At 61.6% G+C, this 21,673-nt stretch carries 17 protein-coding genes and 1 pseudogene; 6 read left to right on the top strand and 12 right to left on the bottom strand.

Translation table 11 applies throughout. The annotated features are described in order from the left end of the window. Position 1 precedes the first annotated feature (1 nt). Positions 2–961: a tripartite tricarboxylate transporter substrate binding protein gene (locus OIM99_RS14855; RefSeq protein ID WP_311851204.1), complete on the bottom strand. Its 960-nt coding sequence runs from the start codon at positions 959–961 to the stop codon at positions 2–4. A 525-nt stretch (positions 962–1,486) separates the two neighbouring features. On the opposite strand from OIM99_RS14855, the gene OIM99_RS14860 reads away from it, so the two are divergent. The 4 genes from OIM99_RS14860 to OIM99_RS14875 all read left to right on the top strand — a co-directional run bounded on the left by OIM99_RS14860 (position 1,487) and on the right by OIM99_RS14875 (position 8,747). Further along, complete coding sequence (locus OIM99_RS14860; protein ID WP_311851205.1) at positions 1,487–3,328, top strand: autotransporter assembly complex family protein; 1,842 nt, start codon at positions 1,487–1,489, stop codon at positions 3,326–3,328. Then, on the top strand, positions 3,328–7,209 hold the full coding sequence (locus OIM99_RS14865) for a translocation/assembly module TamB domain-containing protein (RefSeq protein WP_311851206.1): 3,882 nt from the start codon (positions 3,328–3,330) through the stop codon (positions 7,207–7,209). The genes OIM99_RS14860 and OIM99_RS14865 overlap by 1 nt, the downstream gene beginning before the upstream one ends. A 454-nt stretch (positions 7,210–7,663) precedes the next feature. Further along, positions 7,664–7,939, top strand: a complete 276-nt coding sequence (locus OIM99_RS14870) for a KGG domain-containing protein (protein WP_311851207.1) — start codon at positions 7,664–7,666, stop codon at positions 7,937–7,939. Positions 7,940–8,483: 544 nt separating this feature from the next. Beyond that, positions 8,484–8,747, top strand: a complete 264-nt coding sequence (locus OIM99_RS14875; protein WP_311851208.1) for a hypothetical protein — start codon at positions 8,484–8,486, stop codon at positions 8,745–8,747. A gap of 43 nt (positions 8,748–8,790) precedes the next feature. Here the strand turns inward: OIM99_RS14875 and OIM99_RS14880 are convergent, their stop codons facing one another. From OIM99_RS14880 to OIM99_RS14915, 8 genes are all read right to left on the bottom strand, one after another. Next, complete coding sequence (locus OIM99_RS14880; RefSeq protein WP_311851209.1) at positions 8,791–9,936, bottom strand: FAD-dependent oxidoreductase; 1,146 nt, start codon at positions 9,934–9,936, stop codon at positions 8,791–8,793. Between the two features lie 105 nt (positions 9,937–10,041). Further along, positions 10,042–10,737, bottom strand: a complete 696-nt coding sequence (locus OIM99_RS14885) for an ABC transporter ATP-binding protein (RefSeq protein ID WP_311851210.1) — start codon at positions 10,735–10,737, stop codon at positions 10,042–10,044. 3 nt (positions 10,738–10,740) lie between these two features. Then, positions 10,741–11,490 carry an ABC transporter ATP-binding protein gene (locus OIM99_RS14890; RefSeq protein WP_311851211.1) on the bottom strand — a complete coding sequence of 250 codons (750 nt, stop codon included), beginning with the start codon at positions 11,488–11,490 and terminating at the stop codon, positions 10,741–10,743. Continuing rightward, the gene (locus OIM99_RS14895) at positions 11,487–12,410 is read right to left on the bottom strand and encodes a branched-chain amino acid ABC transporter permease (RefSeq protein ID WP_311851212.1); all 924 of its coding nucleotides are present in this window, start codon (positions 12,408–12,410) and stop codon (positions 11,487–11,489) included. The genes OIM99_RS14890 and OIM99_RS14895 overlap by 4 nt, the downstream gene beginning before the upstream one ends. After that, the gene (locus OIM99_RS14900; protein WP_311851213.1) at positions 12,410–13,261 is read right to left on the bottom strand and encodes a branched-chain amino acid ABC transporter permease; all 852 of its coding nucleotides are present in this window, start codon (positions 13,259–13,261) and stop codon (positions 12,410–12,412) included. The genes OIM99_RS14895 and OIM99_RS14900 overlap by 1 nt, the downstream gene beginning before the upstream one ends. 9 nt (positions 13,262–13,270) lie before the next feature. Continuing rightward, positions 13,271–14,530: an ABC transporter substrate-binding protein gene (locus tag OIM99_RS14905; protein WP_311851214.1), complete on the bottom strand. Its 1,260-nt coding sequence runs from the start codon at positions 14,528–14,530 to the stop codon at positions 13,271–13,273. 162 nt (positions 14,531–14,692) lie between these two features. After that, on the bottom strand, positions 14,693–15,433 hold the full coding sequence (locus OIM99_RS14910; RefSeq protein ID WP_311851215.1) for a nuclear transport factor 2 family protein: 741 nt from the start codon (positions 15,431–15,433) through the stop codon (positions 14,693–14,695). Further along, on the bottom strand, positions 15,415–16,695 hold the full coding sequence (locus OIM99_RS14915) for an MFS transporter (protein ID WP_311851216.1): 1,281 nt from the start codon (positions 16,693–16,695) through the stop codon (positions 15,415–15,417). The genes OIM99_RS14910 and OIM99_RS14915 overlap by 19 nt, the downstream gene beginning before the upstream one ends. 261 nt (positions 16,696–16,956) lie before the next feature. On the opposite strand from OIM99_RS14915, the gene OIM99_RS14920 reads away from it, so the two are divergent. Next, complete coding sequence (locus OIM99_RS14920; RefSeq protein ID WP_311852266.1) at positions 16,957–18,132, top strand: acyl-CoA dehydrogenase family protein; 1,176 nt, start codon at positions 16,957–16,959, stop codon at positions 18,130–18,132. Here OIM99_RS14920 and OIM99_RS14925 read toward each other — a convergent pair. The 3 genes from OIM99_RS14925 to OIM99_RS14935 form a co-directional block, all read right to left on the bottom strand. Beyond that, a complete protein-coding gene (locus tag OIM99_RS14925; RefSeq protein WP_311851217.1) occupies positions 18,119–18,856 on the bottom strand; it encodes a TetR family transcriptional regulator in 738 nt (245 codons plus the stop codon). The genes OIM99_RS14920 and OIM99_RS14925 overlap by 14 nt on opposite strands. Before the next feature lie 86 nt (positions 18,857–18,942). Continuing rightward, positions 18,943–20,163 (bottom strand): DUF418 domain-containing protein, encoded by a 1,221-nt coding sequence (locus tag OIM99_RS14930; protein WP_311851218.1) that lies wholly within the window; start codon positions 20,161–20,163, stop codon positions 18,943–18,945. 2 nt (positions 20,164–20,165) lie between these two features. Beyond that, a complete protein-coding gene (locus OIM99_RS14935; protein ID WP_311851219.1) occupies positions 20,166–20,810 on the bottom strand; it encodes a TetR family transcriptional regulator in 645 nt (214 codons plus the stop codon). A 170-nt stretch (positions 20,811–20,980) separates the two neighbouring features. Between OIM99_RS14935 and OIM99_RS14940 the strand changes: the two are divergent. After that, positions 20,981–21,592 (top strand): annotated as a pseudogene (locus tag OIM99_RS14940) (amidohydrolase family protein); the annotation flags it as partial. Positions 21,593–21,673: the final 81 nt, after the last annotated feature.

The raw sequence follows: 21,673 nt of genomic DNA on the forward strand, positions 1-21,673 counted from the left end.
GTCATTGTCCTGGCTTGATCCCGGCAAGGTCGATGACCTCCTGCCAACGCGGCAGATCGCGCTCCATCACGCCCTTCAGCTCGTCCGGGCCGCCGCCGACGAATTCAAAACCCTGCTCGGCGAGTTTCTTCGACATTTCCGGTGCGCGCATGACTGCGCTGACATCGGCATGAATCTTCTGCGCGATAGGATCGGGCAGGCCGGCTGGTGCGAGAATGCCGTACCAGGTGTCGAGGAAGACGCCCGGCACGCTCTCGCTCATCGCCGGCACATCAGGCAGAATGGCCGAGCGCTTTTCCGACGAGACCGCGAGCGCAACGATGCTGCCTGCCTGAATGCTGCCGATCAGGGCCGGCAGGCCCGTCGAGACGAGGCCAATGTGGTTGCCCATGAGATCGGCCAGCGCCGGCGCGCCGCCACGATAAGGCACGTGACGCAATGGCAGGCCTGATTTCGCGGCCAGCAGTTCGGCCGCCAGATGCCCTGGCGTTCCCGATCCCGCCGTTCCGAATGCCAGATCGGTCTTGCCGTCCTTGCCGCGCGCGATCAGCTCCGTCAGGCTCGAGACGTTGAGGCCACGGCTGGCGACGAGCACCTGCGGCGAGCGTGCGACCAGAGTGACGGGCGTAAAATTCTTCAGCGGATGAAAGGCCCGGTTCTTCATCAGGCCTTGATTGATGAGAATGCCGTCGCCGAAGAGGAGCAGGGTGTAGCCGTCGGGCGCCGCGCTCGCCACAGCGGCCGTCCCGATCTCGCCGGCCGCGCCGCCCTTGTTGTCGATGACGACTTGATGGCCCCAGCGTTCGCCCAGCCCGGCGCCCACGAGGCGGGCGATCACGTCATAACTGCCACCGGCCGGAAAGGGGACGACGAGGCGGACGACCCGATCGGGATACGTCTGCGCCGAAGCGGCGGAGAGAGAGACAAGGAACGCGGCGGCAATCGACAGAAATCGCTTCATGGGCACCTCCCGGCGCGGACCATAGGGAGTCCTCTACAGGAGTCAATGAGTCCTGTAGAGGACTCATGGGGAGGAATCATGAGCTGAGCAAGCGGTTCGCAGGCGGTCACCCCTCGTTTTTACGTCTGCGGCGCTGTAAAATTAGCCTTCCGCCTGCCGTATTTGATACGCGGCGACGAGTGTGAAAGTTCGAATATAAAACAATTGTTTAAGCCGTTATTTCACAGAAATGAATGAAGATCTGGCGCGTGATCTGGCCAATTATCGGCCCGGACTGGGGTCCGAACCGGGAACAATTGTGATAAATTTCTGATTTGTTAGTCGTGACACGCAAGGATGGGCACGCACGGATTTATTTGATCGATTGATTTTGCGGCAGCCTCTGTTTTTGGGGGCAGAGGAAGCCGGGAGTTTTTGGTTTTGCGTTTCGTATGGGCGGTGGCGTTAGCGGTTTTGGTCACACCTGCTGCATTCGGGCAGGCAAGGGCGTTTGACTTTTTTGGCCTGTTCGGCGGCGAGGAGCCCTTGCCGCAACCCTCCCAGCAAAACCTGCCTTACGATCTGCACATCACCGGGGTCGACGACAAAACCCTGCTGCAAACCCTGAAAGACGCCTCCAACACCTGGGCTTTGCGCCGCGATCCTCCTCCGTCCGGCGATGGGCTGGTGCGCCGTGCCTCCGCCGACTATCCACGTCTGGCCGAAGCACTATGGGCCGCCGGCTATTATAATGCCGACGTCCGCATGAGCGTCGCCGGGCGCGGCCTGGCGGTCGACGGCGACAATCGTTCCGCCGCCGCGGCCGCCGATGCGCAGCGTGGACGCCAGCTTGTGCCGCTCACCGTCGCCGTCACGCTCGGTCCGCTCTTTCATCTGCGCGAGGTCCGGGTGTTCGACGCGCGCACCAATCAGCCGCTCGCGGCCGATCTGATCCATCGTCGCGGTTTTCCTTTGAAAGCCGGCGACGAGGCGACCGCCGGTAATATCCGCGCGGGCGCCGCTTCGGCGGTCGACTATCTGCGCGAGCAATCGCGGCCCCTGGCCAAAATGGTGTCGATCGCGCCGGTCATCGAACATCGCCAGAATGTCGTCGATCTCGCCATCACCATCGATCCCTCGCAGAAGGCCGGCATCGGTCCGGTGACGGTCCAAGGCACGCAGAACGTGCCAACCAGCGTGGTGCAATCCTTCATCTACCTCCAGCCGGGCGAGCCCTATTATCCTCGCCGCCTGAGCGATACCCGCAAATCGATTTCCAAGATCGACGCTATCGGTTCCGTGCGTATCGACGAAGCCGATCATCTTGATGCCGACGGCAATCTGCCGCTCAACGTCACCGTTTCGGAGCGCAAGCGTCACGCGGTCGGCGCGTCGGCGTCCTATTCCACGTTCGATGGTCCGTCGCTGCGCGCCTGGTGGATGGACCGCAATCTGTTCGGCGGGGCGGAGCGTTTGCGCATCGACGCGGAAGTCGGTTTCGCCGCACCGACGGGCGGGCGCCAGTTCCGCCGCATCACGACCTTCGATGCGCAAAATCTCGTCGGCCGCCTGAAAGCCAGTTTCATCAAGCCAGCACTGTGGGGCACGCGCAACGATCTTCTGATCGACACGGGCATTCAGCGCGAGCGCACCAATTCCTATTGGAGCATGACCGCCGGCGGCACCGTTTCGATCCGCCATCGCTTCACCGAATTCGCCAGTGTGCAGCTCGGCATCGATGCGGAGCGCGGCCGCGTCCAGGACATTCTCGGCACCACCGATTACACCCTCGTCGGCTTCCAGGCGGCGGCGAATTATGACTCGACCGACGATCTCTTAAACCCAACGCGCGGCATTCGCGTCACGGCCTCCGTCTCGCCCTATGCCAAGGCCTTCGGTTCGACCATCAATCTCCTGCAATCGAAGGTGACGGCCACGGCCTATTACGCGCTCGATGAGGACGCTCGTTACATTCTCGCCGGCCGCGTCAATGTCGGCTCGCTCGCGGGTTCCGATCTGACGGATATTCCGGCCAACCGCCGCTTCTTCGCCGGCGGCGGCGGCTCGGTGCGCGGCTTCCGCTATCGCTATCTGAGCCCGCTCGGGCCATTCGGCGTGCCGATCGGCGGGCGCAGCCTGTTCGAGGCTTCCGCCGAGGCGCGCATCAAGATCACCGATACGATCGGCATCGTGCCCTTTGTCGACGCGGGCAATGCCTTTGCGTCCTCGCTGCCGGATTTCAAGGGCGGTATCCGGGTCGCCGCCGGCCTCGGTCTGCGCTATTTTACGGCCATCGGCCCGGTACGTATCGACTTCGCCATGCCACTCAACCGGAAACCTGACGATCCGCGCTTCGGCGTCTACGTCGGGTTGGGACAGGCGTTCTGATGATGAAACTGCGCCCGCTACGTTCCATCGCTATCGTCTCCGTGGTGACGCTCACGGCCGGCGGCCTGTGGGCCGGCTATACGGTCTTGAGCGGTGCCGAAGAAGACAAGGGCATGCTTGCCTCCTTCATCTCGCGCATGGTCTCGTCGCCCGACATGAAGATTTCCATCGGCGCGATCGACGGACCGCTGTCGTCGGATGCGACCATCCGCAACGTCGAAATCTCCGATCGCAACGGCGTCTGGTTCAAACTCGATCAGGCGCGCCTCGTCTGGCGGCGTCTGGCGCTGCTGCGTGGGCGTCTCGAAGTCGACGGACTTGAAGCTGGCAAGATCGAAGTGCTGCGCAAGCCCGTGAGCGAACCCGCACCCGCGACTACCAAAACCGAACCGTTCGATCCCAAATCGCTGCTTCCCGATCTGCCTGTTGCCGTCGACATCCGCGGCTTCCGTGTCAACGAAATCGATCTCGGACCTGAAATCGCAGGGCAGGCGGCGCGCATCACCATCAACGGCCGCGCCAAGCTGGGCGATGCTTCCGCCGGGCTGGATAGCGAAGTTAATGTCCGGCGCCTTGATGCGCCTGGTGCGATCAGCGCGAAACTCAATTACGAGCCGCAGACGACAGCCTTGTCGGTTGCGGTCACCGCCAACGAGCCGGCCGGCGGCATGGTGGCCGGCGCGCTGCAAATTCCCAACAACCCGCCGGTCGAACTCAATCTGAAAGGCGACGGCGAGCTCGACGATTTTTCCGCCGGGCTCACCTTTACGGCGGGTCCCTCGATCGGCGCGCAGGCGAAAGCGCGTTTGGAAAAATCCGGCGACGGCCGCCAGTTCACTTTGAATGGCGATGGCCGTGTCGCGGCCCTGATGCCCGAACGCTTCGCTGGCCTGATGGCCGATCCTGTGAAGCTCAACGGGCGGGGCCGCATCGGCGCCGATAGCGCCTGGACGTTCGACGATCTGCGCATCGCCACCAACACCGCTTCGATCGCCTATGCCGGCATTGCCACCACCGATCAGGTCAAGGGGCGGCTGCAATTGGCCCTGCCGAGCCTGACGCCGTTGAGCAAACTGGCCGGTCGCGATCTGGCCGGCAGCGCCGATCTCGCCATGGATGTCGATGCTCGGCCTAATGCTAACGCCTATGCCGCCAAGATCGACGGTCGTCTGAACAAGCTCGTCACCGGCACACCGGCAGTCGATAAGTTGATCGGTGGAAGCCTGACGCTTTCTGGTCCGCTCGAATATTCCAGCAGCGGCTTCGGCGCCAGTGCGCTGGCGGTCGCCGGACAATATGTGACGGCGAAACTGACCGCGACCGGCAATTCGCTCAAACCGGCGCTGGCGATCGATGCCGCGCTGTCCGACCTCGCCAAAGTCGATGAACGCCTGACGGGTGTCGCCAATCTCAACGCCCAGGTGACGGGCGATCTCAACAGCCCCAATGTCAGAGGCACGCTGTCGCTCGATAAGGCAACAGCCGCTGGCCGGCCGATCCGGCATCTTCAGCTTGATCTCAATGGCACCGACGTGCTGGGCCAGGCGCGGGTTGCGCTCAAACTCGACGGCGACGTCGACAATCGCGCCGCTCGCGGCGCCGTCCAGGTGTCGAAAGCCGATGCCGGTTGGACCATCGCGCCGTCGGATCTGACCATCGGTCGCGTCGCGATTTCTGGCAACGCCACGGTGACGCCCTCAGGGCTTGCCAATGGCACCGTCAAGATCAACGCGCCATCTTTGGAAGACCTGTCGGCTTTCGCGCTGCGCGACATGCAGGGCCGGCTGAATGCTGACATCACACTGATCGGTAAAGACGGCGCGCAATCGGTGGAGATCAATGCCAATGGTAACGCCATCCGGGCTGGCGACATCGCCGTGTCACGGCTTGATGTGCGCGGCAAGGGGCTCGACCTGTTGCGCAAGCCTTCCATTGATGCCACGGCGCGCCTGGAAGGTGCGACGGCTGCCGGTACGTCCATCCCACGCTTCCAGGTCGTGGCGCGTGGCACGCCAGCTTCGACCAATTTCGATCTCTCCGGCGAAGTGCGCGGCATCGCCGTTGACGGCAAGGCGACCGTGGCGCCGGGCGAGCGCACGCGCATCGATCTCACCTCGCTCAACGCCCGCGGCAATGGCCGGCGGCTGAGCCTGACCGCACCGGCGACGATCTTCTGGCAAAACGGCATCGCCTCGTTCGAACAACTGGCGATCGCAGCCGACAGCGGCCGTCTGACGGCCAGCGGCCGGGCCGGGAGCCAGCTCAACCTCGCCATCAACGCCCGCTCGATCCCGTTGGCTATCGCCAATCTGGTTTCGCCTGGCGTCAATGCCAGCGGAACGATCGATGGCGAAGCGCGCATCTCCGGCACGCCGTCGTCGCTCGCCGGCGACTGGAACGTGAAGATCGGCAAACTCTCCGATCCGTCCCTGCGCTCTTCCGGTCTGCCGTCGATTGACATCGCCGCCAATGGGCGGCTGGAAGGCACGTCGACCTCTGTCAATGCGCAGATCAATGCCGGCAGGGCGGGTACGCTGAACGTCACCGGCCGCGTGCCGATCGATGCCGCCGCGCGCATGGACCTCAACATCCGTGGCGCCATCGACGCCAGCGCCGCCAACACCATGCTGGCTGCCAACGGCCAGAGCGTGACCGGCAAGGTCAATGTCGATCTGCGTGCGTCCGGTTCGACCTCGGATCCGCAGGTCTCCGGCAGCGCGACGCTTGCTGGCGGCACCTTCAGCGATCCCCTGAATGGCGTGCGGCTGGAAAACATCAACGCGCGCCTGCTTGGCTCGGGCCGCGACCTCAACATCGAGCAATTGTCGGCGACGACACCGAATGGCGGTACGATCGGCGGAACCGGCAAGATCAATCTCGCCACCGCCGGCTTCCCCGGCACCATTCACATCACCGGCCGCAATGCGCAGGTGAGTTCGACGCAGACGGTTTCGAGCACGGCCGATTTCGATCTCAACGTCACTGGCACGCTCGGCCAACGCCCGAAGGTCGCCGGCAAGATCACCATCGTCTCCATGGACGTGACCGTGCCGGAGCGCCTGCCGATCAATCTGCGGCCGCTGCCCAACGCCAAACACATCGATCCCGGCCCGTTCGTGCGCGAAATCCTGGCGCTGGAGAAAAAGGCCAAAGCCCGCGCCAAGGCGAAATCGGCTTTCGATGCGACGCTTGACGTCGCGGTCTCGGCGCCGAACCGGCTGTTCGTGCGTGGGCGCGGCATCGATGCGGAATTCGGCGGCGACCTGCGGATCACAGGCAGCGTGCAGAAGCCCAACATCATCGGCCAGTTCGATCAGCGCCGTGGTCGCATCAGCATCGCCGGCAAGCGTATCGACATCACCCAGGGCCGCCTGACTTTCACAGGCGGTCTGACGCCGGAAATCAATTTCGTCGCCGAGACCACCTCTAGCGATGCGACCTTGCAGGTTCAGGTCGATGGCCCGGCGGCGTCGCCCTCGTTCTCTTTCGGCTCGCAGCCGCAGATGCCCACCGACGAAGTGATGTCACGCATTCTCTTCGCCAAACCATCCGGCAGTCTCTCGGCCTTCCAGGCGGTGATGCTGGCGCAGTCGGTGGCGCAATTCTCCGGCGCTGGCCCTGGTCTCGATGTCTTCGAGAAGCTGCGTAAGTCGCTTGGCGTCGACTCGCTCGACATTCGCGAGGATGCGAGCGGCGGCGTCAGTGCCGGCGCGTCTCGCTACATCTCCGACAACGTCAGTATCGGCGTGCGGGCAGGCGCGCGGCCTGAGCAATCCGCTGTCGGCGTCAACGTCGATATCACGCGGCGCGTGCGTGGCGTGGGCGAAGTGGGCGCCGATGGCCGCACCTCCGTCGGTATCGGTGTCGAATGGGAATATTGATTCGCCGCGCACGCCGTTTTTGATGCCGCTTTCAATGACCGACGATGCGCGAAAGTGCCTGTCGCTCAAGCCTTTCTGCAAAGCAGATATATGTATCTATTGAGATATGAAAGAGCGGCGATTTGTGCGCGGCCGCCATTGAGCAGCTTCTTGCAATATTGGTTTTCTGTGCGCCGCCAGAGCCTTGTACTACGCTGGCCCTGTATATAGCACGTATTCATACTATTATGATGATGATGGCGAAGCGGTCCGTTGCAATAACTTGCTGACGAAGTGACTGTCTTAAAAAGGTATCGCGCCCCTCACTTGCACCTTGACAATATTTGCTCACTGCCATGATTTCTTGGTTACGCTGTATTTACAGCCACTAATATTGACTTTGTCATCTATAGCGACAGTGGGAGGGTCATCGACGGTTTGGGTCGTGGCCTGAATTGGGTGAGGGGCAACAACAATGACAGCAGTCGAAAAATCAAAACGGGGCTTTGCGTCGATGACACCGGAACGGCGCCAGGAAGTGGCGCGCAAAGGTGGCTTGGCGGTCAAACCCGAAAATCGTGCCTTCTCGAAAGACAAGAAACTGGCGGTGAAAGCCGGCCGCAAAGGTGGCTCCTCCGTCAGCCCGCAAAACCGTGCCTTCTCTCGCAATCCAGCACTGGCTTCGAGCGCGGGTCGCAAGGGCGGGCTTGCTGGTCCGAACCCTGCAACTCCTGAGGCTTCCGAGAGTTGATCAGCGTGCGTTGATCCACGCTCTCACGCAAGGGAGGTTTTCATGAACAGACGCCAATTGATTGCAGCCGTATTCGCATCAGCAGCCGTGAGTGTGACGGGCGTGCGTGCGATGGCATCTGAACGCATCGAAGATCTCCCTGCGGAAGGCGCCATCGAAGCGAAAAAGTGGGGTTGGGGACCACCGGGCCATGCACGTGGTTGGGGACGCGGCAATAGCGGTTGGGCGGCAACACGTGGTCGCAAACGCGGCTGGTATAAACATCGCGGGCGCGGTTGGTAAAACGCTCGCTTTGATGACGATAAACGACACTGCGCGACATTGTTCGCGCAGTTTTTGTTCGATGCGGCCGTCGCATCAAGATAAATCGCCCCGCAATTGGGACGCGATTTTCTCCGAGCAGCCATGCATCTCAGATTTCGTCATAGAATCTTCGCATTGTGCCGCAGGGTGATTCTAAAAATATCGTAATGTGAATATTCAGAATTTGTTCACGTTCAAAGCGCCATGAAGAGCACGTTCGACAACCCAAGGAGATTCAAAAATGAAATTTCATGCACTCACTTTGGCAGCTTCGGTTCTGGGCGCTGTGACCTTGGGCGCCATTGGCTCGGCAAGCGCGATGCCTGTGTCGCAGATGCCGGCCGCGGCGGCTCAGATCAATATCGATCACGTGCAATATCGCCCCGGCCATCCGCACTATCGCCATGCGCGCCCGGTACGTCGTCCGGTTTGCCGCATCAATACGATCCGCACGCGTGGCCCGTTCGGCCGTGTGGTCGTCAAGCAAGTGCGCGTCTGCCGCTAATCTATTTGCAAAGCGAAGCGCCGCGGATTTTTCCGCGGCGTTTTCATGTGCCCGCGAACATGCGCGCATAAAACGAGTCGACGTCCGCCTGGCCCTGCGTCTGCAAACGTCTGTTGCGCGCATCGACATCGTCGGGCAATTCCTTGCCGCCGGCATCGCCCACCTGCCGCGAGACTTTGCGGACAAAGCTGCATCGCTCGTGCCGCAAGGCACCGAAAGCGGTGAAGGTCGCGGCGAGATCTGTTGATGCCGCGATCTGCGGCGCCAGCAGGATCGAATCTTCCAGCGCCATGGCGCCGCCTTGTCCCATATAGGGCGTGCAGGCATGAGCGCCGTCGCCGATGATCAGAACCCGGCCTTTACTCCAGGGCAGGGGCAGCGCCATCTCCTCCACCGCTGTATAGAGCACACCTTCGGGGGACGTCAGTTCGTCGAGCAGAGCGGCGGCCGGGCCTTTGAACTCGGCGAGCTTCTCGCGCATGATTTCATGCATCCGCGACGTATCGTAAAGCGGCTTCGACGGTTCATTGGTGGTGGCGAAAATATAAAGCTGATCGTCGCTGATGGGCATGATGCCGAGGCGTTTGCCGACGCCCATCATCATGATCTTGACGTCGATCTCCTTCGGCTTCTTGTGCACGCTGCGCCAGGTGCCAAAGCCGGTGAACTCCGGCGTCATCTTGCCAAACAGCCGTTCGCGGATCGACGAGCGAATGCCGTCGGCGCCGATGAGTCCGTCGCAAGCGATCTCGCTGCCATCGGAGAGCCGCACGATGACCTGAGCGCCTTGATCATCAAAGCTCTCGACGGTCAGGCCGAGTTTGATGTCGACGCCCAGGCGTTGCACCTCGTCCGCGAGCGCACGGTGCAAATCCGAACGCTTGATGCCAACAATCGGCGGCACGCGCGCGGGATCGCGTGACGGATAATGCGTTTCGGTGATGAAACTACCGTCCGCCGTCAGATAGACATTACGGCCGTCGCTCGCCCAGCCGCGCTCCAAAACCGCATCAAGCACGCCCAGGGTACGGACCGATTCCAATCCATTGGCGTAGAGAAAAATGCCGGAACTCGACGGCGTCCAATGCGGGTCTTTCTCCACCAGAACCACGTCGACCGACTGGCGCTTGAGCGCAATGGCAAGAGAAGCGCCAGCAATGCCGCCGCCGACAATGACGATTTTCGTCATGAAGCGTTTTACCTTTGAAACATCATACGGATACGTATGATGTTATGCCAGCCCACGTAGCAAGGCAAAGCGCGCACAGGTATCGTTTGATTAGTCAAACGCGATCTACACGCCGAGATAGCGCGCCTTGATCTCGCTGTCGGTGGCGAGCTCCGCCGGCAGACAGTGGTGAACAACCTGGCCTTTGGCGACGATGTAAACGCGGTCGGCATATTTCAGTACGAAGGCCAGTTGCTGTTCGACGAGAAGCACAGCCGTGCCGCTGTCCTTCAAGGCGCCGACGAGGCGACCCAGTTCGCGCACCATCAGCGGCGCTAGCCCCTCGGTCGGTTCATCCATCAGCAACAGAGTCGGATTGGCGACGAGCGCGCGCCCGGCCGCCAGCATCTGCTGTTCGCCGCCGCTCAGTTTGGCACCGGATTGATCGAGCCTTTGACCGAGATTGGGAAAAAGTTCGATCATCTTGGCGAATGTCCAGGGGCTTGCTGCCCGTTCGCGCGCCGTCACCTGAAGATGTTCGCGCACCGAGAGAGAGGGGAAGACGCGCCGGCCCTGCGGCACATATCCCAGTCCCAGCCGCGCGATGCGATGCGGCGCCAGCCGCGTGATATCCGTGCCGTCGAACACGATACGGCCACTGCGTGGCGGCGTGAGCCCCATGATAGAGCGCATCAAAGTCGTCTTGCCGACGCCATTGCGGCCGAGGATGCCGACGATTTCGCCGGGCTTCACCTCCAGCGACAGGTCTTGCAGTATCTGGCTCGAGCCGTAGTTGGTGTAGATGTTCTCAACTTGGAGCATGGCTCACTCCACGCCCAGATAGATGTCGCTGACCTGCTTGTTGCCGCGAATGGCTGCCTCGTCGCCCTCGGCGATGATCCGGCCTTGATGCATAACAGCGATACGATCGGCGATTTCGAAGGCGACATCCATGTCGTGCTCGATCATCAGAATGGTCATATCGCGCGGCAAGGCGCGCACCATGGCGGCGACGCGATGGGTCTCGGCCGGTGACAAGCCGGATGTCGGCTCATCGAGCAGCAGGATTTTCGGATCGCCCGCGAGCGCCATCACCACTTCGATCTGGCGCTGTTCGCCATAGGACAAGTTCTGGACGATGGTGTCGGCCACATCGGTCAAATTCCATTCCGTCAGCAGGGCCTCGGCCCGCTCGCGCACGCCCACATACTGCGTCATCGGTCGGATGAATTTGAACGTCACCTGCTGCGCGCCGCAGACGGCGAGTTGAAGGTTTTGAAAGACGGTGAGCTGGCGGAACAGATTGGTGATCTGGAACGTGCGGGCAAGACCGAGCCGGGCGCGGGCATCCGGTGCCAGCTGGGTGATATCCTGGCCAAACAGGCTGATGCGGCCCGCCGAAGCGATGATATTGCCGGAGATGGAATGAAACAGCGTCGTCTTGCCGGCGCCATTGGGACCAAGCAACACCAACCGTTCGCCCGGCGCCATCGCCAATGTCACGTCGGTCAGCGCACGCACGCCGCCGAAATTCTTGGCGACGTTCTGCACGTCGAGAGCTTTGGGCGCCGTCATGGTTTACGCCTCGCCATGAAGCGCTCGCGGTAGAGGCCGATCAGCCCGCGCGGCGCGAACAAAGTCGTCGCCACATAGATGATGCCGAGCGCCAGCAGCCAGTGCTGCGTCTGCGACGATATGATGTCTTCGAGCAGAATGATCGCCGCTGCGCCGATGGCCGGACCAAGCAGCGTGCCGACGCCGCCAATGATCACCATGATCAGCACTTCGGCCGAGCGCACCACATGCAGGAAGTCGGGGCTGACGAAGCGGTTGTAATAGACATAGAGGGCGCCGGCGAGGCCGGCAAAGGCAGCGGCAATGACGAAGGCCGCGAATTGATGCCGCCAAACATTGAATCCCAAGGCCTGCATGCGGCTCTCGCTCTCGCGAATGCCTTGCAAGGCCAGGCCGAAGGGCGAACGGATCAGCGCCACCAGCACGACCGTCGAGGCGGCGACAAGCGCCAGCACCAGAAAATAGAACGAGGTCTCGTCAGAAACGAAAGCCGGCCGGCGCAGGCCGGGCAGGCCATCATCGCCACCGGTCATGGTGCGCCAGCCGAAGGCAACGCCCCACACCACCTGTGCCAGGGCGAGCGTGATCATCAAGAGATAGCTGCCGCGCGCGCGCAGAGCGAGAAGCGCGAACACCATGCCCAAGACGATCGCCATGGCAAGCCCGGCGGGAAAGGCGACCCATTCCGACATCCGCAGCTTCACCGACAGGATGCCGATCGTATAGGCGCTGATGCCGAAGAAGGCCGCATGCCCGAGCGAGGCCAAGCCGGTATAGCCAATCAAAAGATCGAGGCTCATGGCGAAGAGTGCGAAGATCAGGATCTTGGTGGTAAGGCTGACATAATAGGACGGCACCACGAAGGGCAGGGCCACGAACACGACAGCCGCCAGGGCAATGAAAAGGAGGGTACGAGCCATTACAGACGCCCGAACAGGCCCGTCGGCCGAAAAGAGAGAATGATCGCCATCGGCACGAAGATCGTGAACAAGGCGAGTTCGGGAAAGAAGATCTTGCCGAAATTATCGAGCAGGCCGACCAGCAGGCCGCCGATCAAAGCGCCCCGCAAACTGCCGAGACCGCCGACGATAACCACGACAAAGGCCAGCAGCATCACCTCGAAATCGGCGCCCGGCTGCGCTCCGATAATGGGACCGCCGAGCACGCCGCCGAGCGCCGCCAACAAGGCGCCGACGGCGAAGACCAGAGTGAAGAGCAGCGACACATCGATACCGAGCGCTCCGGCGATCTCCGCGTCATCGACACCGGCGCGCAGCATGGCGCCAAGCCGCGTGCGCTCCTGAAACCACCAGAGAATAAGCGCGACGATCAAACCGACGCCGATCAAAGCCAGACGATAGGTCGGATAGCGGGCGTCGCCGATCGAGATCGAGCCGGAAAAGGCAGCGGGTTTCGGCAGAACGATGGGGTCGCCGCCCCAGATCCAGAGCGTCAGATCGGCGAAAATGAACAGGAACCCGAAGGTGAGCAGGGTCTGCGGCAATTCCTGCAAGTGGAAGCGGCGCAGGAAATAGCGTTCCATCACCGCGCCCAACAGCGCGACGACGAGCGGCGCCACGATCAACGCCAAGGCGAAGCTGCCGGTCTTGGCGATGATCGTCGAGCCGATATAGGCGCCGATGAGATAATAGGACCCGTGCGTCAGGTTCAAAATCTTCATCAGGCCGTAGATCAGCGACAATCCGGCCGCCAGCAGAAACAGCAGCATGCCGAAGGAGATGCCGTTCAGCGTGTGGATGACCCAGATCATGCGGCTGCGCTATTTCTTTTCCAGAACCTTGGCGCAGTTCGTCATCGAGCCTTTCAATTCACTGTAGCGGTATTTGTAGGATTCGAGTTCCGCTTCGGTCATCGGCCAGAACTGGTCGACATTGTCGAAGCTCTCGACCACCACATTGGCATAGCCTTCCTTCGTCTTTTCGACCTTGCGCACATACATCGACTGAATGAGCTGGCCGTATTTGTCGAAGGAGATATTGCCCTTGGGCGAGGCGAATTTGTCGGGCCGGAAGGCGGCGAGGAATTTCTCGGTATCTTCCACCTTGCCGTCGACAGCCTTGGCGGCATCGGCGATGGCATGCGCGCCGGCCCACCCGTCAGCGCCGTTGTCGCTGGGAATGCGTTTGGCGCGTTTCATATATTCGGCGACGAAAGCCTGGTTTTCCGGCGTCTGGATCGTCGGCGCGTAGTGCAGGGTGGAATAAATGCCGAGCGCCGCATCGCCCAATTGCGGCAGGAAGGGCTCGTAGACGATCTGGCCAAAAATATCCATCAGCGGATATTTCGCCTTCATGCCCAACTCGTCGAACTGTTTGACGAATTTCAACCCGGCGCTACCCGGCAGGAAGGTGACAACGCCGTCGACGCCCGATTGGATATTGGTGACGTAGGGACCATAGTCGTTCGTGTTGATGGGCGGATATTGCTCCTGCACGATCGTGCCGCCGAGCTTGCAGAAGGCCTGCGCGAAGCCGCCGATCGTATCGAAACCGCCAGCGTAATCCGACGTCATGGTCGCGACCTTGCGCCAGCCATTCTTATAGGCGAAGGCCGCCGCTGCCGCCGCTGGCGTGCGGCCGTTCTGCGACGTGCGCACGATAAAGGGATTGTAGAGCGGGCCGGGCATAGTCAGTTCGTTGGCGCCGGCATCGCCCGACAGCACCATGGGAATTTTCTTCTCGCGCGCATAATCGTTGACGGCGAGCGCCACGGCGGTCGAAACGAAACCCGCGAGAATCTGCACCTTGTCGTTCTCGACCAGTTTGCGCGCTTTGGTCAGCCCCACGTCCGGCCGCCCTTGCTCGTCCTCGACGATCAACTCAATCTTGCGGCCGCCCACTTGATTGCCGATGGAATCGAAGTAGATGCGCGTGCCTGTTAAAGTGTCTTCGCCATTCGGCGCGAAGGTGCCGGAGAGGGGCAGGATCAGACCGATCTTGATCGGGCCTTGCTGAGCGAAGCTGCTCGTTGTCGGCAGCATCAAGGGCAATAAGCCAGCCGCGATCCATGAAGCGCGCATGTTCCCTCCCAGGACTCTCTCAAACGCGAGGTCTCGTCGGCCGAGACTCCCTTCGTTTGATTAGAAGACTATCTATTTTTGCCGGGCTGACAATAGGCGTTGGCTGATCGTGAAGCGATACGCCTGACGGCGTGTGGTCATCTCCAGATCACCGCGCAAGTTTCAGACTTGTTCCAACCACCGTTTTTCGCCGGTGCGAAGCGCTTCGACCAATTCCGGTCGGTCGACACCGGGCAGATCGTCGCGAGGGCGGTTGGGCGACCGCGCCAGCACGTAGCTCAGAAAGCGATACGACATTCGATAGCCGGCAAGCTCGGCCGTGTTGATCGATGGCATGCGATTGGGATCGCAGGGGAGAAGCAAGTCCCTGATGTAGATCATGCGCAATCCTGCGATCAACCAGCGGCGGTCGAGCTTCTGCGCGCGCCACAACAGCCGAACGGTGCCGATCATGCAGACGTCGACGCCGTCGACGGGTACGAAGCTGAGGAGCTGGCATGGCGTCTCGGCCAGCGCGCGTTCGCCAGCTACTTTCGTGACGGTGGGCGCGAGCTGATGCAGGCTGATCCGTCCGCTCGCGGCATTGCGACGGCTCGCGGCCACGAAGCCTGCGCCGTCTCCATGGTACCAGGACACGTCCACGGTGGATTGCGGATGGTAGCTGGCGGCCATCTCTTCCCATTGACCCGCATCGCGTGCCGTTCTCTCGCGCTGAACCAGGTCGGCGATCCGCAAGCCGTCGAGAATGTCCGCATCGGGGCCGTCCAGACCCCGTTGTATGTTCGCATCGCGCGGCGGTACCTGAGCAGAGGCGGGTGCGGCAACCGCGCCTATCAGCGTGGCGGCGATGAGAAAATCGCGACGGGCCGATTGCCTTTGATCGATCAGGTGGTCGCGGGACATGATCGCTTCTCCACAAGAGGGCCAGCATCGCCATCGACGCTGAAGGGCAGATGTCGTCGGCGCAGACTCAAGAGCAGCAGCAGGGTTGGCACCAGCAAGGCCAAGCCGACGGCGAAGACCGCGCCGGGTGAAATGCCTCTCGAAAGAGCCGCTCCCGCTGTCGCCGGTCCGATGGCGCTACTTAAGCCGTAAGCAAGTGTGACGACGCCGTAGATCGTGCCGAACCAGCGCACACCGAAGGCGCGCGAGACGATATAGGCTGCGGCATCCATTTCCGATCCGAGCCCGAGGCCGAGAAGCACCGCGGCGAGATAGAGCGTGGTCGGTGTTGCATCGATGAGCAGCGCAGTGAGACCGACGATCGGCAAGAGCGTGAAGCCGGCCGTGACGAGAGGTGAAAACCAACGATCGAGCATGAGGCCGGCCGACAGGCGGCCGACGAACATGGCCGCGCCGACCACTGTCATGATTGAGGCGGCGCTCAGCGGCGAAATCCCCTGTTGCCGAAGAATGACAGGCAGGTTCACCATGATGCCCGCCAGGACACCGGTGAGGATCACGAACACGGCCGTTATGACCCAGAAGGTGCCGCTGCGCAGCGCCTCGGCCAAACTCATTCCTGGTGCTCCGACATGAGCTTCCGAGGGTGTGACCGCAGGTGGATCGCGGAGCAGGAACACGGCGCAGAGCAGGATGATGGCGCCTGCGGCCGTTCCCAAAATCACATAGGACATGCGCCAGCCATAGAGATCGATCAGCTTGGCGGCGAAGGGCGGCCAGAACGCCACGCCTAACGAGGTGCAGGCGAAAATCAGGCTCAGCGCAAGACCGCGCCGCTGCGTGAACCAGCGCGTAGCGAGTTGCACATACAGGACGGGTGTTGCTGCAAAGCCAAGCGCGCCGACCAGGACCAGCAGCGCAACGAACTGGATCGGATCATGAGGCAGAAGCGCGAGCGCGATAAACCCAAGTGCATAGGCCGGGCCACCGACCAGAGCCATGCGGCGCACACCGAAGGCGTCGACGGCGCGTCCCGCTATCGGGGCAAGAAGTGCGGCGGCGATCGTGGCGGGGCCGATGGCGGCTGCGATCGTCGTCGGCGACCAGCCAGTCGCGGCGGAGATTTCGGGCGCAAACACGCCAAAGGTGAACAGGATCGTCGCGGCCTGTCCGCAGAACATGCAAAGGCCCGCACCGAGCACCACGAGCCATGCGCGGTCGGTTTCGGCCGTATTGGCTCCGGCTTCGCTTCGTCTCCCCATTCCCCGCTCCCGTTCGTTGCTTGGTGATCTTTTAGCAGACTGGGTCGAAGTTTCAAAGAAGAATATTCATATAGTCTATTATTAAAGAAGGACGACGTTTAATTTAATTAGTTCAGCCTAATCAGGATATTATTTTGGTATAGAACCGCTCGAGGCGTGCATTGACGGATCGCCGAAACTGCCATAGTCGTTTAATAGTAGATTGTAAGTCTATTATTAAATGAGGAGGCAGGAATGGAAGCTGCGGTTGTCGATCTGCCCATGCAGGAGACATTCGACGTCGTCGCATGGGCGAGGGATTTCGTGCCGGAATTGCGCGCGGCGCAGGCTGAATCGGACCGTCTCGGCCGTCCGCCCGAGCATGTGGTCGACAAGCTGAAACGGGCCGGCGTGTATGCGCTGACGGTGCCGCGTGCCTATGGCGGCTTGCAGGCTGATATCACGACCTGGATGCGAACCGTGACCGAACTCGGCCGTGGCGACGGCGGCGTTGCCTGGGCGGTGACGCTGGTCACTGCCTGCAACTGGATGGCAGCGGGCCTATACCCCAAACATGTTGCGGACAAAGTCTTTGCCAAGCCGGCCACATGCGTTGCCGGCGTGTTCTCCAACCGCGCCGTCAAGGCTCACCGCGTGGACGGCGGGATCTTTGTCGACCAGGGGATGTGGTTCTTCAACTCGGGCGTCTATCAGGCCGATTGGGATCTTCTGGGCGTGCCGATGTTCAATGAGGCAGGCGACCCGATCGGGCCCGGCATCGCGCTCGTACCGATGAGCGACGTCAAAATTCTCAACGACTGGGATCCTATCGGCATCCGAGGCAGCGGCAGTTCCAATGTCAGCATGGAGAACGTCTTCATTCCCGATGACCACATCGTCGGTCTATTTGCCTGCAACGAAGGCCGGCAGCCGCGGACGTTTCCGGATGAAGCGCTCTATCGCAGCGCCTTCGCGCCTTTGATGGTCGGTATTCTGACCTTCCCGATGCTCGGCCTGGGCCTGCATATGCTGGAAGAATTTTTGCAGACTTTGCCGAAGCGCGACATCAAGCTGACACCCTACACCAAGGCGGGAGAGGCCGCAGTCACACACCTGCAACTCGGCGAGGCAAGCGCCAAGATCGACGCCGCATGCACGATCGTCGAAAAGCTGTGTCGCGAGATCGATGCATGGGCCGCGACCGGCGAATACATGGAGCAGGTTCAGCGCGCCGCGCTCTGCCGCGACAGTGCCTTCGCCGACCAGCTTGTTTGGGAGGCCGTGGACTTGCTTGCGGATGCCAGCGGCGGATCCTTCTCCCGCATCGGCAACACGGCGAACCGCATCTGGCAGGACGTCAAGGTCGGCGCCGCCCATCCGTTCATCAATCTCGCAAGCAACTACGAGCTTTACGGGCGGATGATGGCTGGCGTCGAGCCGCCGCTCATGCCGGTCTGAGCAGGACAGGGCGGCGACCCGTCTCGCCGCCCGCTGTCCAGGGATCGCGCCACCAGGCGAGGCGGTCCGGCCCAATGCCGCGGATGAATACGACCGCATCGCGGACTGTCTTGCGCGCCGCGTCGAGTTCCAAACCGATGGCGCGGAGGATCATCACCTCCACTTCCTCCACATAGTCGCGCCGGACATCCTCCTTGTGACGGGCCAGATGGCTCATCGCCTCCCGCAAAGTGCCGATCGCGATCGTCGCGGCGGCTTCTATGTCGGCGAAATGGACGATGCCGGCGTCGCGCGAGGCTTCGAGATGAGTCGTAATGCCCCGCAGCAGGATATTGTCATAGGCAAGCGTGTCCGGGCGTGAAGCGAACGCGGCCCAGGCCGGGTCAAGTACACCGCGCAGCAGAAAGAGCTGGATCGCAACGGTCATGCGAAAGAAGGGAGGCTCGGGACCGTCGAACAAAGCCACGAGCGTGTGGATCATTTCATCCACTTGGTTGCGCCCAACCTCGTCGACCGCCTGTTCGACGGATGTAAAATATTTGTAGAAGGTGGCCCTGGAGACGGCCGCACGCGCGGCGACGTCATCGAGGCTCGGCAACCCTCCCTCCGTTTGCAGGGCGCATGTGTCGAGGACCGCTTGCAGGAGCCGAAGCCGCATGCGAGCACGTCGCTCCGCTGCGACCCGAACGCGGTGATCTTCAGCCTCATCCATGGCGCGCGCCATCTCCTGGTCTCATACACGTGGCCGATGCGGCTCCGCGCACCTTGTCATGATCCCATACATCGTTCCGGTGCAATCTGCCATCACACTCAAGGCTCTGCCGCCATGCTGCGCTGCCGTGCCGCCGATGGCTTGTACCAACGCGGCCAGGCGCGCAGCGTCGCGGCCCGCAGCAGCCATTCTAGTGGGCCATAGGCGTGATAGGCCAGCCACCAGCGCGACAGGAACAGTTGCGCCACGAAAATCTCGATGGCGATGGTGAAGGCGATGAACGGCGAGAGCTGGCCGATCAGTTTGAGGCCATAACCGTAGAACATCAGCGCGCAGATCAGCGACTGCATGAGATAGTTCGTCAGTGCCATCTGTCCGGCTGGCGCGAGAGCAGCGCGAATGCGCGCGCCGATCGAGGTTTCGAAGAGACGCAAGCCAAGTGCCATATAGGCGCCGGTAAGGAAGGGCGCGGTGGCAAGCCCGATCGCAAATCCGGCGAGGGCCCAGGGCGTGCCTGTCGAAAAAGCCCCGCTCAATGCGTAGACGAGGGCGCCGGGCAGACCGACGAAAAGCCCCAGCACCGTGAGACGGCGCAGCAAGGCGACGTGCTGCTGCGGATGCGCCAGCATCTGATGCCGCCCGGCGATCAAACCGAAGAGGAACATGGCGAGCGCGCAGGGCGCCTGCACCAGCGCCAGCACGATCCACACCGACGACATGGAACTGAGATTTTGGCCGATGACCTCGCGGATCGTGCCGGCATAGGCGGACTGGATCTGATAGGCCTGATCGAAAATCTTGATCGGATCTTCCCGCACGGGCGCGATCCAATCGAGCACCGCCACGCCGGTCCACAACAAGACGGTGGCAATGATCAAACCGACAGCCAGTTTGAAGAGAGGGCCGTCCTGGTCGTCGCGCAGATAGAGCAGGATCACGCCCAGCACCGCATAGGTGGTGAGAATGTCACCTCTGAACAGAAACACCGCATGGATCAGGCCGATGAGCCATAGGCCGGCAAGGCGGCGCAGCATGCGTGGCGCAATGCTCTGGTCGACGCGCTCGGCCGCCGCCATCTGCAGGGTGAAACTATAGCCAAAAAGGAAAGAGAACAGCAGGTAGAACTTGGTCTCGAAGAACAGCGAGATGAAGATGCGTACCGCCTTGTCGCGCGCATCGGCAAAGACTGGATCGGAAATATCGAGGCCATAGAAGGGTGAGGCGAAGGCAGCGATATTGACCACCAGAATGCCGAGCAGCGCAAAACCTCTTAAGCCATCGACATTGAGAATGCGCGGATCGGGCAGGGGTGCGGGCATGGCTAGTGCGCCTCGTCGCAGAGCGGCGCTTCGATCGAGACGTCGCTGGCTTTCGGTTGCAGGAAACGTTCGAGCATCAGCACGAAAGTGTTGCGCTGACCTTGCACGCTGAACTCCGGATCGATCGCGACACGGGCGAACAGACCGTCGATCATCGCGGCGATGCCAAGCGCCACTTGCGTGGCATCGAGGCCCGGCATGATCTGCCGTCGCTTGATCGCGCCCGCCGCCAGCACCGTCAGTCCTTCGCGCAGGAGCGCATCGTTATGGCGGACGAGGGCGCCGATATCGGGATCGCGGCTGGCTTCGGCGGCGACTTCCAACGCCAGATTGGCGAAATCGCGCTCGCTCGCCATGGCAAGGACCAAGTCGAAGAAGCCGTGCAGCGCCTCATAGAGATCGGGCTGGTCGGCAAGGCCGGCCAGATGGCTTTTCGCCTCCTCGCCCTGTTGTTCGACAATGGCGGCGATGATCGCTTTCTTCGAGCGGAAATAGTGAAACAGATTGCCGGTGCTGATCCCGGCTTCGCTGCAAATCTCCGCCGTTGTCGTCGGATGAAAGCCTTTGCGCGCGAAACAAGCCTTGGCCGCCTCCAGGATCGCCTGGCGGCGTGCGGAATGGTCTTCCACTTTGATCGGGCGGGCCATGAGACTGTACCGAGTGGTCAGTCTGTGAATTAGAAGAGTCCGTCCAGACGGTCAAGTCATCGCAAAGGCGGTCCACAAAGGATTTGCTTGCTTTAGTTCTTTTAGTCTATCTATTATATATAATATACATTCGCCGCTTTGGCCGCGCCTGAAAGTCAGCTTATCCCGATCGCTTCGCCGCCGTTTTCTCCGTCGATGTGTTGAGCGCCGATGCGCCGGAGAAAATCCGCTACTGGGTCGGCAAGGGTCTCTCGGGCTTGCGCCTCTTTACCACCGGCAGCACCATGAGCCAGCAAGGTTGGCTCGACGATCCCAAGACCTTTCCGGCTTGGGAATGCGCGCAGGAAATCGGCATTCCGGTTTGCGTGCAGATGCATCTCAAGGCTGTCAGCCAGTTGCGCACTTTGCTGGAACGCTTTCCCAAGGCGACGGTGATCCTCGATCATCTGGCCTCGCCTGACGCCCGCGACGGGGCACCCTATGCGGCGGCGCAGCCGCTGTTCGATCTGGCGCGCTATCCCAACCTGACTTTGAAATTGACCATCCGCAATATCCGCATGATCGCCGAAGGCGGTGGCGCGTTCCAACCGTATTTCTAGAAAGTCGTCGACACGTTCGGCGCCTCGCGCATCGCCTGGGGCTCGAACTATCCGACCTCCGATGCCTCGCTGTCGCGCATCGTCGAAGAAAGCTTGGCGGCTTTGTCTTTCCTGCCGGAGAACGATCAGGAGTGGATCCTGCGGCGCACGGCAGAGCGGCTTTATCCATCCTTGGCGCGCTGAACGGAGGGGTTCAGCGGTCAAGCAAACAAAAGAGTTTACACGGGAGGACATCATGACGGGCAGATTGCCGACACGACTTTT

The sequence above is a fragment of the Methylocella sp. CPCC 101449 genome, from assembly GCF_031921685.1.
Classification (GTDB): Bacteria; Pseudomonadota; Alphaproteobacteria; order Rhizobiales; family Beijerinckiaceae; genus Terripilifer.

Excerpts from the sequence above, each read along its gene's own strand:
- OIM99_RS14900 (WP_311851213.1), bottom strand. The coding sequence starts at position 13,261 with ATGATCTGGGTCATCCACACGCTGAACGGCATCTCCTTCGGCATGCTG.
- OIM99_RS14885 (WP_311851210.1), bottom strand. The coding sequence starts at position 10,737 with ATGCTCCAAGTTGAGAACATCTACACCAACTACGGCTCGAGCCAGATA.
- OIM99_RS14865 (WP_311851206.1), top strand. The coding sequence starts at position 3,328 with ATGATGAAACTGCGCCCGCTACGTTCCATCGCTATCGTCTCCGTGGTG.
- OIM99_RS14855 (WP_311851204.1), bottom strand. The coding sequence starts at position 961 with ATGAAGCGATTTCTGTCGATTGCCGCCGCGTTCCTTGTCTCTCTCTCC.
- OIM99_RS14920 (WP_311852266.1), top strand. The coding sequence starts at position 16,957 with ATGCAGGAGACATTCGACGTCGTCGCATGGGCGAGGGATTTCGTGCCG.
- OIM99_RS14925 (WP_311851217.1), bottom strand. The coding sequence starts at position 18,856 with ATGGCGCGCGCCATGGATGAGGCTGAAGATCACCGCGTTCGGGTCGCA.
- OIM99_RS14915 (WP_311851216.1), bottom strand. The coding sequence starts at position 16,695 with ATGGGGAGACGAAGCGAAGCCGGAGCCAATACGGCCGAAACCGACCGC.
- OIM99_RS14870 (WP_311851207.1), top strand. The coding sequence starts at position 7,664 with ATGACAGCAGTCGAAAAATCAAAACGGGGCTTTGCGTCGATGACACCG.
- OIM99_RS14890 (WP_311851211.1), bottom strand. The coding sequence starts at position 11,490 with ATGACGGCGCCCAAAGCTCTCGACGTGCAGAACGTCGCCAAGAATTTC.
- OIM99_RS14880 (WP_311851209.1), bottom strand. The coding sequence starts at position 9,936 with ATGACGAAAATCGTCATTGTCGGCGGCGGCATTGCTGGCGCTTCTCTT.
- OIM99_RS14930 (WP_311851218.1), bottom strand. The coding sequence starts at position 20,163 with ATGCCCGCACCCCTGCCCGATCCGCGCATTCTCAATGTCGATGGCTTA.
- OIM99_RS14935 (WP_311851219.1), bottom strand. The coding sequence starts at position 20,810 with ATGGCCCGCCCGATCAAAGTGGAAGACCATTCCGCACGCCGCCAGGCG.
- OIM99_RS14905 (WP_311851214.1), bottom strand. The coding sequence starts at position 14,530 with ATGCGCGCTTCATGGATCGCGGCTGGCTTATTGCCCTTGATGCTGCCG.
- OIM99_RS14910 (WP_311851215.1), bottom strand. The coding sequence starts at position 15,433 with ATGTCCCGCGACCACCTGATCGATCAAAGGCAATCGGCCCGTCGCGAT.
- OIM99_RS14875 (WP_311851208.1), top strand. The coding sequence starts at position 8,484 with ATGAAATTTCATGCACTCACTTTGGCAGCTTCGGTTCTGGGCGCTGTG.
- OIM99_RS14895 (WP_311851212.1), bottom strand. The coding sequence starts at position 12,410 with ATGGCTCGTACCCTCCTTTTCATTGCCCTGGCGGCTGTCGTGTTCGTG.